The organism is Pantoea sp. X-Soil-YNGN-844, assembly GCF_059730595.1.
On record NZ_AP036007.1, the window covers coordinates 2,330,445 to 2,345,477 of the forward strand.

Below are 15,033 nucleotides of genomic sequence, written 5' to 3' on the forward strand. Positions count from 1 at the left end.
TGTTAGCTGCAGCTGCGGCAATTTGTGCATTAGCATACAGCGTAGCCCCATTCACAAACCATGTAGAGAAGGAGTTAACGATTTGGATATGTTTTTTTTGAAATCGCCACTTTCAAGAATTAAATTAGCGAGAGTCAGTGACAGGGAAAGATTATTAGCTTTGGTTGAAGCATGTTCTGCTGCTTTGCCGATCAATTGCTGGATCCGAGACACAAGATCACTACTTTTTTGAGGCCCGAATTTTGCTAACGTTTTACGAAAATAAATTTCAACCATATCAAGACTAACGTCATCTCTTGCATATATTTCACCCAAAGCGAGAACTAACCTTTTGTCCTCTCTCCACGTATCACGGCATGAACTGCGATAATATTCATCGGCAACGAAACATGAACCATAATTCATAAGCCTTTGACTACCTAATCTGAATTTTTCAATTGTAGATATATGGTCTGCATGGATGTCATTAAGAGAATTTGTAAGAACTACTGCTAGCTACTTATTAGCCTGCATCGTCAATTGCAAATAGGTTTATGACATTATTTAGGTCCATGTTGTATCATTTAACCAATTTTTGATCATGTTCACCTTTAAGGGCAAGAAAGAAGATGAGTAAAGCAAAAAAAATGTTGATTTATATCCCTATTGTTATTATTTTTTTCTAATTATACCGGAAGTTATCCTTCGGCTAACGACACCTGAACAGCTGGCAAGTCTGAGTAATTTTACAAGCTTAGGAGGAATGCTGAACCTATTGCTTTCATTAATGATTTTTTTAGGATTTCTTTCGGTCTTACTGGCTGTTATCACTGTATCAATTTCCAGAAAAGTCTATCAGACAAAAGCAAACTCAAAGAACAAATGAAGTCTGGTATTAGCTGTAATTGGCTTCACTTACAATGACTGCCAATTAAGCACATGACTAACATTGATTTTAGAGTTCTGTAATTATTGCTCCCTTTTTTCGGAGCGAGGCAGGCGGAACAAGCACCTAAAGTCGTTGTTTCCCGGACAACGTCACCAAGTCGATACTGATTTTCGATGAAAAACAACGTGAGCATGTCTTAGGCTGAGACACAGAAAGTCTTTGAAAGGGTTAATGTATTTTCATACATGGATGAGTGTACTGAGGTTTCGGTAAATCCCGCTATCTTTGGTAAATAATAATTCTGATGAGTTGATTCAAATCCTGGCTTCAGCTTCAGCCAATCAAAAAAAGACCGAATACGATTCCTATATTCGGTCCAGGGAAATGGCTCTCAAGGAGCCGTGCGCTAAAAGTTGGCATTTATGAAGGCAGTGTCGCCTTGCAATTTAAGGTTAGAACAGCGCGGTGGAAATGCCAGCAAACGCAGGGATCAGGGCCATAAACTGGATCAGTTTGTGATCGCAACGGCAAAAAATCGGGGATTGGGCGCAGCGCGAGGCTGCACCCGGGAGGTTTATTTACCGCACAGCGCCTGAGTGCGCTCAACAATCGGCTGCAGACTCATCATCTGGCCCGGATGCGCCTTGTCTTCGGCCTGAATCACGTTAATCGGCTGCGCTTTCACCTGTTTGTTTTTAAACAGCTGGTCGGCGATGTCGTTCAGCGGGTATTGCATCAGCGTGCTCGGGTTGATGGCAAACATCGCACCATCTTTCTCGCAGGTCAGCATCACCTCTTCACGGTTAAACGGCCACTTCTCTTTCCCGATCTCAAAGCGGCTGACGGTAATGATTTGTGCCGCCAGCGCCTGGCCGCATACGGATAACAACAGGATTGCGGGGATCACTTTCTTCAGCAACATAACTACCCTTTTCTCTCTTAAACTACATTCAGGCTGGTGACAGCGTAGCAAATACGCTCACCAGCCCAACCACGCCACACGCCAGCAGCAGTTCAAGCTGCGTCATGCGAATAAATTTTTGCTGCGTCCCGCTACCCGCCAGGCGGAAGCGCGGCACCAGCCAGTATCGATTAATCAGCGCCACCAGCACCATCAGGGCAACCAGCAGCACTTTGCACAGCAACAACACAATGTAGCGTGAATCGTGCCACATGAGTGGCCAGCCTGCGATCATCACACTGTTTATCACACCACTCAGCAGCGTTAACGCTACAGCCAGATGACCATAGCGCGAAAACCGCATCATGGTACGAATCGCGTCAGTACGGCGATCAATGTGGCGCGCCTCGCGCATCAACAGCAGCAGCGGCAGTAATCCACCCACCCAGAACGCCGCTGCAATCAGATGCATTCCCTGGTTAATCTGCTGAAGCAGACCGGGCAATCCATCACGCATCGCGGCATGACCAATCAGGGCCATGCAGGCCAGTTGCAGCACGCCCGCCAGCAGTAACACCTGCTGACGCAGCTTTCCGGTCAGTAATAGCGCGAAAATGCCCATGACGCCGAAAATGATTTCCCACTGCCACACCGCACCAAAATGTGTGTCGAGCACCGCCAGCCAGATGTCGAAATCGGCAAGATTCGTGCTGTCGCCGCTCATCAGCACATTCTGGCAGGCCAGCATCAATAGCGCACTCAGCAGCGCTAGCCAGGCGCTCCCCTTCACCAGCGGATTTAATCGTCGCGCCAGCAGGGGTCGATAACGTTTGGGTGCCAGCAGTACGCTGTAACAGGCGCTGCCTGTCAGCAGCATCACGGCGGCGAAATGCAGCGCACGCAGCAGGATCCAGAGGGTGGCCACAGACTTACTTCACGCTAAAGCGATAGCTTCCTGCGGTTTTATGTCCATCTACCGACAGCACATGCCAGTTAACCTGATAACTCCCCGCTTTCAGCGGCTGAGAAAGACCGACAATCAGGCGATTTTTCTGGTCAGCTTCAACGCGGGCTTTGGTCGTCTCAACGCGTTTCTGTGCACTGTCCAGCAGCGTAACGCCGCTGAATGCCGCTTCAATATCTTCGCTAAAATTCAGCGTCAGCGCATCGGGGGATGTCGTCACCTGCGCTTTAGCTGCGGGTGCGGAAGACTGGAGATGCGCATGCGCTGCGGCCAGCGAGCTGAATGCCATCAGTCCGGCTGCCGCCAGCGCAATAACCATGCGGGAAATGGGTTTTTTCTGCATAAGATCATCCTTTTAACCGCCGCCAGGGCGATAAACGTGGCAAAAGGATACGCTGCTGGTTTTGCACTGTCGAGGCCAGCGATGCGATCCTTATCCTTGATTCATACCGCCGAAAACATTACTTTTGCCGGCTATCGTCAGGAGAATATTATGAGCCATAACCTTGCCGTGCTGTCCCAGGAAGAGAAAGACAAGATCAATGTCGATTTGGCGGCAGCGGGCGTGGCGTTCAAAGAGCGCTACAACATGCCGGTCGTTGCCGAGATGGTGGCGCAGGAGCAGCCCGAAGCGCTGCGTGACTGGTTTCGTCAGCGTCTGATGCAATACCGCCAGGCGTCACTCAGCCTGTCGCGCCTTCCTTATGAACCGAAGATGAAGCAATGATGTTCCGCGTTATCGATACCGAAACCTGCGGTCTGCAGGGCGGCGTGGTGGAAGTCGCGTCCGTGGATGTGGTCAACGGTCAGATTGTGAACCCAATGAGCGATCTCACCCTGCCCGACCGCCCTATCAGCCGTCAGGCGATGGCGGTGCATCGCATTACCGAAGCGATGGTCGCCGGTAAACCGACCATTGAAGAGGCGATCCCGCGCTATTACGGCAGTGCTTTCTACGTGGCGCATAACGCCAGCTTTGATCGCCGGATGCTGCCGGAGATGTACGGTGAATGGATCTGCACCATGCAGCTGGCGCGCCAGCTCTGGCCGGGCATTAAATATGGCAACCAGGCACTGCGTCATTCGCTGAAGCTGGATGTGACGCCGCCCGCTGATCTGCATGCGCACCGCGCGCTCTATGACTGCTATGTCACGGCGGCGCTGCTGATTCGGATTATGGAGGTCTCTGGCTGGGGTGCTTCTGAGATGATTGTGCGTTCACAACCGGCGGCCCAGCGCGACGACATTCTGCCGTTCGGCAAATACCGCGGCCAGGCGATTGCGGTGATTGCGAGAAAGGATCCGGGCTATCTGAAGTGGGTGCTGAATAATGTCAGCGACCTGCGCCCGCCATTGCGGCAGGCGCTGAATAAATACCTGTCGGAGTCTCAGTAGTCCTGAGCGGGCGGCAGGGTGCCCTGCGCCAGTCCGAGCAGGAAGGTGTACTCCATCGCGATACCCTCGTAGGCTTTGTAACGCCCCGACTTGCCGCCGTGACCGGAATCCATATCGGTGCAAAGCAGCAGCAGGTTGTTATCCGTTTTCATCGATCTCAGCTTCGCCACCCACTTGGCCGGTTCCCAGTACTGCACCTGTGAGTCGTGCAGGCCGGTGGTGACCAGCAGGTGGGGATACGCTTTTGCCTCAATGTTGTCATAGGGGCTGTACTGGCGGATGTAGTGGTAGTACTCAGGATCGTTGGGGTTGCCCCACTCGTCATACTCACCGGTCGTCAGCGGAATCGACTCATCCAGCATGGTGGTGACCACATCCACAAACGGCACCTGCGCCACGACGCCGTGGAACCGCTGCGGTGCCAGATTAATCACACCGCCCATCAGCAGGCCGCCTGCACTACCGCCCATCGCATAGAGCCGTTCCGGGTGGCCGATGCCGCGCGCCACCAGCGCATCCGTGACATCGATAAAGTCGGTGAAACTGTTCATTTTGTTCAGCAGGCGACCGCCGTCATACCATTGCTGCCCCAGCTCACCGCCGCCGCGCACCTGTATCAGCGCATAGACAAAGCCGCGATCCAGCAGGCTCAGACGGCTGACGCTGAAATCGGCATCCATGCTGCTGCCGTAGGCGCCATAGCCATAGACCAGCATCGGGTTCTGACCGGGCTGATAATGTTTACGGTGATAGACCAGCGACACCGGCACTTCAGTGCCATCGCTGACTTTGAGCCAGTGGTGCTCGCTTTTGTAATCTTCCGCGTTAAAACCTTTAACCTGGCTCTGCTTCAGAATGCGGCGTTCGCCGGTATCCATATCCAGTTCAAACAGCGTGGTCGGCGTGGTCATTGACGAATAGCCGTAGCGCAGTTTACTGGTGCGCGGCGTCGGGTTGTACGCCAGCCAGGTTACATAGGTCGGATCGTCAAAGGCGATGCCGCTGGTCTCGCCGCTGACCCAGTTAATCTGTCGCAGGCTGGTCAGGCCGCGCTGGCGCTCCTCCACCACCAGCCAGTCGCGGAACAGCTGGAAATCCTCCATCACCACCTGTTCCCGTGCCGGGATCAGCGTTTCCCAGCGTGACTCATCCAGATAGCGGCTGCGATACAGCCCGAAGTTTTTGCCTTCGCGGTTGGAGCGAATGAAGAACTGATGATCGTAATGGTCGATGCTGTATTCATGATCGCGACGGCGCGGCAGAAACACATGTGGCTGTGCATCGGGGAAGTTCGCATCGATCAGCTGAATTTCGCTGGTGTTGGTGCTGTAAAGCGCAATCATGATGAACTGCTTGGAGGTGCTTTTGTGCACGCTGAGATGATAGGTGTCATCCTGCTCTTCGTAGACGAGCTTGTCTTCCGACTGCGGCATACCCAGTTCATGTCGCCATACCTGATACGAGAGCAGCGTCTGCGGATGTTTCTGCACATAGTAGATCGTACGGGAGTCGTTGCCCCAGGCGAAGCTCGATGAGGTGTTACTCAGCACTTCAGGATACCAGCTGCCACTCTCCAGGTTGCGGAACCGGATGCCGTACTGGCGTCGCGACAGGAAATCCTCGGCCAGCGCCATCACCCGGTTATCGGGGCTGATGTGCAGCGCGCCCATCGTGTAAAAATCGCTGTGCGAGGCGCGCTGGTTGGCATCCAGCAGCAGGCTCCACTCGCCAGACTCCTCGCTTGCTGCCGGCTGACGGTAATAGGCCGGATATTCGTTACCGCTCTGGTAGCGACTCTGATAGCGGTAACCGTTTTTCACATAGGGCACTGAGTGATCTTCCGGCGGCAGCCGATCGATAATCTCTTTTAATACCCGGTCCTGCAGCGGCTGCTGCGATGACATGATTTTTTTGCCGTAATTGTTTTCGGCACGCAGGTAATCAAGGACTTCGCTGTTTTCGCGTTTGTCGTCGCGCAGCCAGTAGTAGTCGTCAACGCGCGTCTCGCCGTGCAACGTCATCTCATGGGGAATTTTTTTTGCGATGGGTGCTTTCATCCATCCGTCTCCATCAACGTAATGATCTGTAAGCGTAACACTTCAGCAGCCGGAAGCCAGGTATGACGAGAGAAGCTGCCGCTGGCCAATCACTTCGTGTGACCAGCCAGCGGACTTCAGCCAGGATTAACCGGCAGGCAGACGGGCTTTTTCAGCCTGAAGATCCTGCTGGATGCCGTCGCGGACATCCTGAGGAATTTTCAGCGCGTCGCCCAGCGCGGAGAGATAGCTGCGTTCCATAAAGTGATCGACGTCGATAGCGGTGCAGCTCAGGAAGTAAAGCTCCAGCGCCTCTTCCTCATTTTTCACATCGGCGGCCAGCCACTGCGGATCCAGCGGACGGTTCATCGCTTTCTGAATCAGCTGTTCTGCATCCTGGCCGTAACCGGACTGATGAATATTCTGCTCAATGGCTGCCCGCTCCTGATCGTCGATGTGTCCGTCACTTTTAGCGGCAAACACCAGCGCCGTGACCAGACGTTCAGCGCGCTGGTCGACTGGCGTCTGAGCCACGCCAAAGTCAGGTTCATTCTGGTGCGCTTCGCTGACCCGCTGCTTATATTTATTCCACAGCACCGCACCAGCGGCCGCGCCACCACCAATAATCAGCGCTTTGCCGCCATATTTGGTCAGCAGTTTGCGTGAAGATTTACTGGAGACCAGCATGGCGGCCAGACCGCCCAGCGCACCCGGTGCCAGCATGTCACTTAAGCCGCCGCCCGATTTTCCTTCACCGCCCCTCTTTGCCAGTACCGACTGAATCTGTTGCAACCAGTTATTCATCATTCACTCCTTTCAGGATGTCAGCACGCTATCCTGACCAAAAGCATGTCAGGAAACGTCAGAGCGGGAAAAGTACAGCAAAAAGCAGTGTCAGATGGACGAAAGATGAGAACGCAAACGTTTTCGTTTATACTTGCGCGCGAATTTTGACTGCTTAGGTGAATGTATGACAACTCTCGGAACAGCGCTGCGTCCGGCGGCGACGCGTGTAATGCTATTGGGTTCAGGTGAACTGGGTAAAGAGGTGGCGCTGGAGTGTCAGCGTCTGGGTGTGGAAGTGATTGCGGTGGATCGTTACGCCGATGCCCCGGCGATGCATGTCGCCCATCGCAGCCATGTGATCAATATGCTGGATGGAGCAGCGCTGGCTGCGCTGATTGCCGAAGAGAAGCCTGACTTTGTGGTGCCGGAAATCGAAGCTATCGCCACGGATACGCTGGTTGAGCTGGAGCAGCAGGGCCAGCGCGTGGTTCCGACCGCCCGTGCCGCAAAGCTGACCATGAACCGCGAAGGCATTCGCCGCCTGGCGGCTGAAGAGTTGTCACTGCCCACTTCACGCTATCGCTTTGCCGACAGCAAAGCGCGTTTCGATGAAGCCGCGACCGAAATCGGCTTCCCGTGCATTGTAAAACCGGTGATGAGTTCATCCGGCAAAGGCCAGAGCTTTATCCGCGACGCCAGCCAGCTGGAGAAAGCCTGGGATTATGCCCAACAGGGTGGTCGTGCCGGTGCCGGACGCGTCATCGTTGAAGGCGTTGTTAACTTCGATTTTGAGATCACCCTGCTGACCATCAGCGCCGTCGATGGCATTCACTTCTGTGCACCGATTGGTCACCGACAGGAGGATGGCGACTATCGTGAATCCTGGCAGCCGCAGCAGATGAGTGACCTGGCGCTACAGCGGGCGCAGGATGTTGCCGCGCAGGTGGTGAAGGCGCTGGGGGGCTATGGCCTGTTTGGCGTTGAGCTGTTTGTCTGCGGTGATGAGGTGGTGTTCAGTGAAGTGTCGCCACGTCCTCACGACACCGGCATGGTGACGCTGATTTCACAGGATCTGTCAGAGTTTGCGCTGCACGTGCGGGCGTTTCTGGGTCTGCCGATCGGCGGGATTCGTCAGTATGGTCCATCGGCATCTGCCGTTATCCTGCCGCAACTGACCAGCCAGAATGTGCAGTTTGTGAATGTCGAAGCAGCACTGGGGGCCGGTCTGCAACTTCGGCTGTTCGGGAAGCCGGAGATCAGCGGTCAGCGTCGCCTGGGCGTCGCGCTGGCCAGCGGTGACAGCACCACGCAGGCGATTGCGCGTGCAGTAGCAAGCGCAGCGGCGGTTGCGGTTCAGGGATAAAGGTGTGCGGTGAGCAGACGCTCACCGCCATGATTTACTTCGCGCCTTCGATAGCTTCGCGAGCCAGACGGGTGATGCGATCCCAGTCGCCCGCTTCCAGCGCGTCGTTGGGCACCAGCCAGGAACCACCGATGCAGAGCACGCTTTTCAGCGCCAGATAGTCGCGATAGTTGGCGGGAGAAATGCCGCCAGTCGGACAGAAACGCACCTGCGGGAAAGGTCCGCCAATCGCCTGAAGCGCTTTCACGCCGCCATTCGCTTCTGCCGGGAAAAACTTAAACTCGCGCAGACCATAGTCCATACCGGTCATTAACTCTGAAACGGTGCTGATGCCCGGAATCAACGGAACCGGCCCTTCAACCGCCGCTTTCAGCAGCGATTCTGTGACGCCAGGGCTGATAACAAACTGCGCACCGGCATCAGTCACTTCCTGCAACTGCTGTGGGTTAATCACCGTTCCTGCCCCAACGATCGCATCCGGCACTTCTTTGATCATCGCACGTAATGCATCCATCGCTACGGGCGTGCGCAGCGTCACTTCCAGCACTCTGACACCGCCTGCCACCAGCGCTTTCGCCATCGGCACAGCGTGTTCCAGTTTATTCACCACGATGACCGGCACCACAGGTCCGGTTGTCAGAATCTGTTCAGCACTCGTTTTCCAGTTTTTCATCAGTTCCCCTTGCTTGATAACACCGGGATTGTGGCCCGGTCATGGAGCATCGGCTCCTGCCCTGTAATTTGCGTCACTACCATACATGATCCGCTTCCTGAGCGTCTATCCTCCTGCGCCCATTTTGAAACAGCAGTTCAGTTTTATTCGTATCTGCTGGCACGATTTCAAAGCGAAAAAAAAGCCCGCGTGGCGGGCTTCATCATCACTTCAGTTATTCAAACTCGTTCCACGAGCGACCATCGCGGGTGATCATCGCCACCGAGGCCACCGGGCCCCAGGTGCCAGCCTGATACGGCTTGGAAGAGTCACCATCTGCCGCCCATGCGTTGATAATCGAATCAACATAGGTCCATGCGGCTTCAACTTCATCGCGACGCACAAACAGCGCCTGGATACCGCGCATGCTCTCCAGCAGCAGACGCTCGTAAGCATCGGCAAGGTGCGACTGATTGAACGTCTCGGAGTAGCTCAGATCCAGTTTGGTGGTCTGCAGCTTGTGCTTGTGATCGAGGCCTGGCACTTTATTCAGGATCTCGATATCCACGCCCTCGTCCGGCTGCAGACGAATAGTCAGCTTGTTCTGCGGCAGCTCTGAGTAGGAATCTTTGAACAGGTTCATCTCAGGGTTTTTAAAATAGACCACCACTTCAGAACACTTGGTCGGTAAACGCTTACCGGTACGCAGGTAGAATGGCACGCCTGCCCAGCGCCAGTTGTCGATATCGACACGAATCGCGACGAAAGTCTCTGTAGCGCTCGTTTTATTGGCCCCCTCTTCTTCCAGGTAGCCTGGCACTTTTTTACCCTGCACAAAGCCCGCAGTGTACTGACCGCGTACGGTTTTCTCACGCACGTTGGTCTGGTCGATGCGGCGCAGCGAGCGCAGCACTTTAACTTTTTCGTCACGGATGCTGTCGGCACTGAGATCGGACGGCGGCGACATGGCGATCATGGTCAGAATCTGCAACAGGTGGTTCTGAATCATGTCACGCATCTGACCCGCTTTATCGAAGTAACCCCAGCGGCCTTCGATACCCACCTCTTCGGCCACCGTGATCTGCACGTGGTCGATGGTGCGATTATCCCAGTTATTCACGAAGATAGAGTTCGCAAAGCGCAGCGCCAGCAGGTTGAGCACGGTCTCTTTACCGAGATAGTGGTCGATACGGAATACCTGGCTCTCATCGAAGTATTCACCAACGCTGTCGTTGATCTCCTGTGAGGTTTCCAGTGAGGTACCAAGCGGCTTCTCCATCACCACGCGCGCCGGTTTCGCATTCAGCTTCGCGGTGCCCAGTCCCTGACAGATGGCGCCAAAGGTGCTCGGTGGCATTGCAAAGTAGTTAATGGTGGTGCGGTTTTTCTGGTCCAGCATCTTGCCCAGTTTCGGGAAGTGTGTGGTGTCATTAACATCGAGGTTGCAGAAGTCGAGACGATTGCTGAGTTTGTCCCACAGCGCTTCGTCAATCTTCTCCTTCATGAAGGTTTCCAGCGCTTCACGTACCACTTTGGTGTATTCCGCTTTGTCCCACTCGGCACGGCCGACACCAATAATGCGGGTTTCCTCGTGGATCTGACCCGCTTTCTCTAACTGGTACAGTGAAGGCAACAGTTTACGGCGTGCAAGATCGCCTTTGGCACCGAAAATCACCAGATCGCATGCCTGGGCTGTTTGTGTTACCGCCATTTTCCTCTCCTCGTTGCAGGATAGTCCGGTGGTGATGCATCCTCTGCCACCGGGTCCAGGTTATTATTTTCTTTCAGCACAATGTACTTTTTTCCCCGCGCCAGGTAAACCGACTCGCCGGGTCAACCGCATTAACTCTGTACCCGATGCGCTGCACGCGTGTGATGACACGTGCGGATTGCCGGTTTTTTCTGTGTCTGCGGGTGTCAGGAAATCTGGCACCGGTCAAAGTATCCCAAAAAAAGGGGTGCCAGACTTGTCCGCCGTTGCGCCTGTCGGCCGCTGACGCGATATAGTCTCTGTTAATCGGCGCTGACGACAGTGATAATTGAAATTGATAAAAGCGATAATGGTCATCGGCTTATGAATATGCTGGAAAAAATTGAGGCGCAGTTCGCTGCGCTGAGCAAAGCGGAACAGAAAGTCGCCCGGCAGATTCTGGCTGCCCCCCAGGCGGCGATGCACTCCAGCATTGCGACGCTGGCAGGCGTTGCCGGCGTGAGTGAACCCACCGTAAACCGCTTCTGCCATCGCCTGGGCGCACGCGGCTTTCCCGACTTTAAACTGCAGCTGGCGCAGAGCCTGGTGAAAAGCAGCAGCTGGGTCAGCCGGGGTGTGGAGGATAACGACAGTGTGGAGGACTACAGCCACAAGATCTTCGACTCGGCGCTGGCTGGACTGCAGCGGGTGCGCGATCAGCTGAACAGCACGCAGCTGCAACAGGCTGTTTCCCTGCTTGCGCAGGCCGAAAAACTCGCCTTTTTTGGGCTGGGGGCATCCGCGGTCGTGGCGCATGACGCCTTTACCAAATTTCTGCGCTTTAATCTGCCGGTCATCTGGTCGGACGATATTGTGATCCAGCGCATGAGTTGCATAAATAGTCGAGCCGGTGACGTTTTTGTTCTCATTTCGCATACTGGACGCACAAAAAATATGGTAGAACTGGCTCGCCTGGCCCGTGTAAACGGTTCCACCGTTATTGCCATCACCTCGCCCGATTCACCCCTTGCCCATGAAGCAGCGATAGCTTTAGTGCTTGATGTACCGGAAGATACGGATGTCTATTTGCCGATGGTGTCGCGCCTGGCGCAGTTAACCGTGATCGATGTGCTGGCGACCGGTTTTACCCTGGAACGGGGTGCCCCCTTCCGGGAAAACCTGAAACGCGTGAAAGAGGCGTTGAAAGCGTCGCGTTATGAAAAGAACACCCTTCGGGAAGAGAGTGATCAGCAAAAAAATTAACATCACATTTACAATGTGAGTCGTATCACAACCCGTCGATCATATAGAATAGATAACCATGCTGTGTCCACAGATCCGGACACGCTTAAATGTTTACGGAGTCCCCGATGTCAAGACGTCTAAGAAGAACCAAAATCGTAACAACCCTCGGCCCGGCCACCGATCGTGATAATAACCTCGAAAAAATCATCGCTGCCGGTGCGAACGTTGTACGACTCAACTTCTCTCACGGCACGCCAGAAGACCATCAGCTACGTGCCGACAAAGTGCGCGAGATTGCCGCAAAACTGGGCCGCCACGTGGCTATTCTCGGTGACCTCCAGGGTCCAAAAATTCGTGTTTCGACCTTCAAAGAAGGCAAAGTTTTCCTGAATATCGGCGACCGTTTTCTGCTGGATGCCAGCCTGGGTAAAGGCGAAGGCGATAAAGAGCGCGTGGGTATCGACTATAAAGGACTGCCTGAAGATGTGGTGCCGGGCGATATCCTGCTGCTGGATGATGGCCGCGTGCAGCTGAAGGTGCTGGAAGTTCAGGACACGAAAGTCTTCACCGAAGTCACTGTCGGTGGCCCGCTGTCGAACAACAAAGGCATTAACAAGCTGGGCGGCGGCCTGTCAGCTGAAGCGCTGACCGAAAAAGACAAGGCAGACATTATCACCGCTGCTAAAATCCGCGTCGATTATCTGGCCGTCTCCTTCCCACGCTGTGGCGAAGATATGAACCTGGCGCGTCGTCTGGCGCGAGAAGCGGGTTGTGACGCTAAGCTGGTCGCTAAAGTGGAACGTGCCGAAGCGGTTGCCAGCCAGGAAGCGATGGATGACATTATTCTGGCATCAGACGTGGTGATGGTTGCGCGTGGCGACCTGGGCGTTGAGATTGGCGATCCGGAGCTGGTCGGCATTCAGAAAGCATTAATTCGTCGTGCCCGTCAGCTGAACCGCACCATCATTACGGCGACGCAGATGATGGAGTCGATGATTACTAACCCGATGCCAACCCGCGCAGAAGTCATGGACGTGGCTAACGCCGTGCTGGATGGCACCGATGCCGTGATGCTCTCTGCAGAAACCGCAGCGGGTCAGTATCCGGCAGAAACCGTCTCAGCCATGGCGAAGGTCTGCCTGGGCGCGGAGAAGATCCCAAGCGTCAACGTCTCCAAACACCGTCTGGATGTGCAGTTCGACAATGTCGAAGAAGCGATCGCCATGTCGTCCATGTACGCCGCAAACCATCTGCAGGGCGTTACTGCGATCATCACCATGACCGAGTCGGGCCGTACTCCGCTGATGACCTCACGTATCACATCGGGCCTGCCGATCTTTGCGATGTCCCGCCATGAACGCACGCTGAACCTTACTGCACTCTATCGCGGTGTGACGCCAGTGTTCTTCGACAGTAACAACGACGGTGTCGCGGCCGCACACGACGCGGTTAACCTGCTGCGCGATAAAGGTTTCCTGGTTTCAGGCGATCTGGTTATCGTGACGCAGGGTGATGTGATGGGCGCCACCGGCACCACCAACACGACCCGCGTGCTGCGCGTGGATTAATTGCGCCCGCGTTTACATTGTCGGTGTAGAATCAACGACGCGACTGCCTGGCAGTCGCGTTTTTCTTTTCTGACAAGGAGGCAAGATGCCCCGTTTCCAGCCCATCAGCCAGCTTACCGGCCGAATTTTACTTTTTCCTCTGGCGTTAGTGCTGTTCGAGTTTGCTACCTATATCGCTCACGACATGATCCAGCCCGGCATGCTGATCGTCACCAGCGAGTTCTCCGTTGGCCCGGAATGGGTTTCTACGTCGCTGACCGCTTACCTGATTGGTGGCGTGGTGCTGCAATGGCTGCTGGGTCCACTCTCTGATAAGTTTGGCCGGCGACCGGTGATGCTCTCCGGCATCCTGTTTTTTGCCGTCGCCTGCATACTGACCAACTGGGTCAGTTCGATTGAAGAGTTTGTTGGCCTGCGTTTTATTCAGGGTATAAGCCTCTGCTTTATTGGTGCGGTTGGCTATGCCGCCATTCAGGAAGCCTTTGATGAGGCGCTGGCGGTGCGCATGATGGCGCTGATGGCCAATGTGGCGCTGCTGGCTCCGCTGGCAGGTCCGCTTGCCGGTGCCGCCTGGCTCACCGTGGGCAGCTGGCGCAGTATGTTCTGGCTGTTTGCCGCCTGCAGCCTCGTTGCGTTTGTGGTGCTGTGGCGTGTGATGCCCGAAACCGCAGGCGACCGCAGCCACTCCATCGCCCTGCCGAACCTGGCGCGCAACTATGGCCGACTGATGAAAGACCGGCTGGTGATGTTCGGGTCTTTTGCTATCGGGCTGGTGTTTATCCCGATCCTCACCTGGGTTGCGCTGTCACCGGTGATCCTGATGCATGACGAAGGTCTTTCACGCATGCAGTATGCCCTGCTGCAGCTGCCGGTGTTTCTGGCGATGATTGCCGGTAACCTGACGCTGAGTAAGCTGGCCGGACGGGTACCGATTGAACAGCCGGTGAAGTTCGCCGCCTGTCCGATTCTGATTGGCCTGAGTCTGGCGCTGGTGGCAAGCCTGCTGAACAGCCACGGTTACCTGCTGATCACGGCTGGCCTGAGCCTCTACGCCTTCGGCGCGGGGATGGTGAATGCCGGACTCTATCGCCTGACGCTCTATGCCAGCGATGAAGGCAAAGGAAGCGTGGCGGCCATGCTGGGGATGATCAGTATTCTGACGCTGGCGGTGGGGATTGAGCTGGCGAAAAGTGGCTACTTCAGCGGCGGCACGTTGTGGTTCTGTCTGATTAACTTTATCAGCGGCGTGCTGTGGTTTGGTCTCGTGACCCTGTTTATGCGCGAGCGTAAACGTCGCAGCAGGCTGGAGGCGTTATAAGAGAGCTGCGTAATCGTCTGCGCTGAGCATGCCACGGATGGCGGTTTGCGTCTTTGCGCAGGGGGTATGCTTCCTGAGCCAGCTCTTTTATTCACATCATAAAAGGCTGCGAAAGCGGCCTTTTTATTATCACTTAATCGCTGGATTTGGGTGAATCTGAAAGCGGCAAATAAACTTAAAGCGCAGGGAACACGGGCAGAGGAGGAAAGCGTCCCGCGCCACGGATGGCGCGGGACGAGCGGCCAGG

General features: G+C 54.9%; 15 protein-coding genes. 7 read left to right on the forward strand and 8 right to left on the reverse strand.

What is annotated here, in order from left to right; all coding sequences use genetic code 11:
* Window positions 1–51 precede the first annotated feature (51 nt).
* Window positions 52–405: a hypothetical protein gene (locus tag AC6I8C_RS10935; RefSeq protein ID WP_497822477.1), complete on the reverse strand. Its 354-nt coding sequence runs from the start codon at window positions 403–405 to the stop codon at window positions 52–54.
* Between the two features lie 203 nt (window positions 406–608).
* Between AC6I8C_RS10935 and AC6I8C_RS10940 the strand changes: the two genes are divergently transcribed.
* Window positions 609–665: a hypothetical protein gene (locus AC6I8C_RS10940; protein ID WP_497823335.1), complete on the forward strand. Its 57-nt coding sequence runs from the start codon at window positions 609–611 to the stop codon at window positions 663–665.
* 777 nt (window positions 666–1,442) lie between these two features.
* Here the strand turns inward: AC6I8C_RS10940 and AC6I8C_RS10945 are convergent.
* From AC6I8C_RS10945 to copC, 3 genes are read right to left on the reverse strand one after another with little or no spacing between them, the layout of a single operon-like run.
* Window positions 1,443–1,790 (reverse strand): YebY family protein, encoded by a 348-nt coding sequence (locus tag AC6I8C_RS10945; RefSeq protein WP_497822478.1) that lies wholly within the window; start codon window positions 1,788–1,790, stop codon window positions 1,443–1,445.
* A gap of 28 nt (window positions 1,791–1,818) precedes the next feature.
* Window positions 1,819–2,694, reverse strand: a complete 876-nt coding sequence (copD, locus tag AC6I8C_RS10950; protein ID WP_497822479.1) for a copper homeostasis membrane protein CopD — start codon at window positions 2,692–2,694, stop codon at window positions 1,819–1,821.
* A 4-nt stretch (window positions 2,695–2,698) separates the two neighbouring features.
* On the reverse strand, window positions 2,699–3,076 hold the full coding sequence (copC, locus tag AC6I8C_RS10955) for a copper homeostasis periplasmic binding protein CopC (RefSeq protein WP_497822480.1): 378 nt from the start codon (window positions 3,074–3,076) through the stop codon (window positions 2,699–2,701).
* Window positions 3,077–3,226: 150 nt separating this feature from the next.
* Between copC and AC6I8C_RS10960 the strand changes: the two genes are divergently transcribed.
* Window positions 3,227–3,460 (forward strand): DNA polymerase III subunit theta, encoded by a 234-nt coding sequence (locus AC6I8C_RS10960; protein ID WP_033733020.1) that lies wholly within the window; start codon window positions 3,227–3,229, stop codon window positions 3,458–3,460.
* The gene (gene exoX, locus AC6I8C_RS10965; protein WP_033783311.1) at window positions 3,460–4,128 is read left to right on the forward strand and encodes an exodeoxyribonuclease X; all 669 of its coding nucleotides are present in this window, start codon (window positions 3,460–3,462) and stop codon (window positions 4,126–4,128) included. The genes AC6I8C_RS10960 and exoX overlap by 1 nt, the downstream gene beginning before the upstream one ends.
* Here the strand turns inward: exoX and AC6I8C_RS10970 are convergent.
* Together AC6I8C_RS10970 and AC6I8C_RS10975 are read right to left on the reverse strand one after the other, a co-directional pair.
* The gene (locus AC6I8C_RS10970) at window positions 4,122–6,185 is read right to left on the reverse strand and encodes a prolyl oligopeptidase family serine peptidase (protein ID WP_497822481.1); all 2,064 of its coding nucleotides are present in this window, start codon (window positions 6,183–6,185) and stop codon (window positions 4,122–4,124) included. The genes exoX and AC6I8C_RS10970 overlap by 7 nt on opposite strands.
* Before the next feature lie 126 nt (window positions 6,186–6,311).
* The gene (locus AC6I8C_RS10975) at window positions 6,312–6,968 is read right to left on the reverse strand and encodes a tellurite resistance TerB family protein (RefSeq protein WP_497823336.1); all 657 of its coding nucleotides are present in this window, start codon (window positions 6,966–6,968) and stop codon (window positions 6,312–6,314) included.
* Window positions 6,969–7,134: 166 nt separating this feature from the next.
* Between AC6I8C_RS10975 and purT the strand changes: the two genes are divergently transcribed.
* On the forward strand, window positions 7,135–8,313 hold the full coding sequence (gene purT / locus AC6I8C_RS10980; protein ID WP_497822482.1) for a formate-dependent phosphoribosylglycinamide formyltransferase: 1,179 nt from the start codon (window positions 7,135–7,137) through the stop codon (window positions 8,311–8,313).
* A gap of 34 nt (window positions 8,314–8,347) precedes the next feature.
* Here purT and AC6I8C_RS10985 read toward each other — a convergent pair whose 3' ends face one another.
* Together AC6I8C_RS10985 and zwf are read right to left on the reverse strand one after the other, a co-directional pair.
* Entirely contained in the window at window positions 8,348–8,986 is a 639-nt protein-coding gene (locus AC6I8C_RS10985; protein WP_150015321.1) for a bifunctional 4-hydroxy-2-oxoglutarate aldolase/2-dehydro-3-deoxy-phosphogluconate aldolase, read from the reverse strand.
* Window positions 8,987–9,200: 214 nt separating this feature from the next.
* On the reverse strand, window positions 9,201–10,676 hold the full coding sequence (gene zwf / locus AC6I8C_RS10990; protein WP_013358160.1) for a glucose-6-phosphate dehydrogenase: 1,476 nt from the start codon (window positions 10,674–10,676) through the stop codon (window positions 9,201–9,203).
* 363 nt (window positions 10,677–11,039) lie between these two features.
* Here zwf and AC6I8C_RS10995 point away from each other — a divergent pair, with 363 nt between their 5' ends.
* The 3 genes from AC6I8C_RS10995 (at window position 11,040) to AC6I8C_RS11005 (ending at window position 14,786) form a co-directional block, all read left to right on the forward strand.
* Window positions 11,040–11,918 (forward strand): MurR/RpiR family transcriptional regulator, encoded by an 879-nt coding sequence (locus AC6I8C_RS10995; RefSeq protein ID WP_497822483.1) that lies wholly within the window; start codon window positions 11,040–11,042, stop codon window positions 11,916–11,918.
* A 107-nt stretch (window positions 11,919–12,025) separates the two neighbouring features.
* Window positions 12,026–13,468, forward strand: coding sequence for a pyruvate kinase (pyk, locus tag AC6I8C_RS11000; protein ID WP_013358162.1), 1,443 nt, complete (start codon window positions 12,026–12,028; stop codon window positions 13,466–13,468).
* A gap of 85 nt (window positions 13,469–13,553) precedes the next feature.
* The gene (locus tag AC6I8C_RS11005; RefSeq protein WP_497822484.1) at window positions 13,554–14,786 is read left to right on the forward strand and encodes an MFS transporter; all 1,233 of its coding nucleotides are present in this window, start codon (window positions 13,554–13,556) and stop codon (window positions 14,784–14,786) included.
* The last annotated feature ends 247 nt before the right edge of the window (window positions 14,787–15,033 follow it).

What these genes read in the sequence shown, in the direction of transcription:
- AC6I8C_RS10935 (WP_497822477.1), bottom strand. Translation starts at nt 405, where the DNA reads ATGAATTATGGTTCATGTTTCGTTGCCGATGAATATTATCGCAGTTCA.
- AC6I8C_RS10945 (WP_497822478.1), bottom strand. Translation starts at nt 1,790, where the DNA reads ATGTTGCTGAAGAAAGTGATCCCCGCAATCCTGTTGTTATCCGTATGC.
- copC (WP_497822480.1), bottom strand. Translation starts at nt 3,076, where the DNA reads ATGCAGAAAAAACCCATTTCCCGCATGGTTATTGCGCTGGCGGCAGCC.
- AC6I8C_RS10960 (WP_033733020.1), top strand. Translation starts at nt 3,227, where the DNA reads ATGAGCCATAACCTTGCCGTGCTGTCCCAGGAAGAGAAAGACAAGATC.
- exoX (WP_033783311.1), top strand. Translation starts at nt 3,460, where the DNA reads ATGTTCCGCGTTATCGATACCGAAACCTGCGGTCTGCAGGGCGGCGTG.
- AC6I8C_RS10970 (WP_497822481.1), bottom strand. Translation starts at nt 6,185, where the DNA reads ATGAAAGCACCCATCGCAAAAAAAATTCCCCATGAGATGACGTTGCAC.
- AC6I8C_RS10975 (WP_497823336.1), bottom strand. Translation starts at nt 6,968, where the DNA reads ATGAATAACTGGTTGCAACAGATTCAGTCGGTACTGGCAAAGAGGGGC.
- purT (WP_497822482.1), top strand. Translation starts at nt 7,135, where the DNA reads ATGACAACTCTCGGAACAGCGCTGCGTCCGGCGGCGACGCGTGTAATG.
- AC6I8C_RS10985 (WP_150015321.1), bottom strand. Translation starts at nt 8,986, where the DNA reads ATGAAAAACTGGAAAACGAGTGCTGAACAGATTCTGACAACCGGACCT.
- zwf (WP_013358160.1), bottom strand. Translation starts at nt 10,676, where the DNA reads ATGGCGGTAACACAAACAGCCCAGGCATGCGATCTGGTGATTTTCGGT.
- AC6I8C_RS10995 (WP_497822483.1), top strand. Translation starts at nt 11,040, where the DNA reads ATGAATATGCTGGAAAAAATTGAGGCGCAGTTCGCTGCGCTGAGCAAA.
- pyk (WP_013358162.1), top strand. Translation starts at nt 12,026, where the DNA reads ATGTCAAGACGTCTAAGAAGAACCAAAATCGTAACAACCCTCGGCCCG.
- AC6I8C_RS11005 (WP_497822484.1), top strand. Translation starts at nt 13,554, where the DNA reads ATGCCCCGTTTCCAGCCCATCAGCCAGCTTACCGGCCGAATTTTACTT.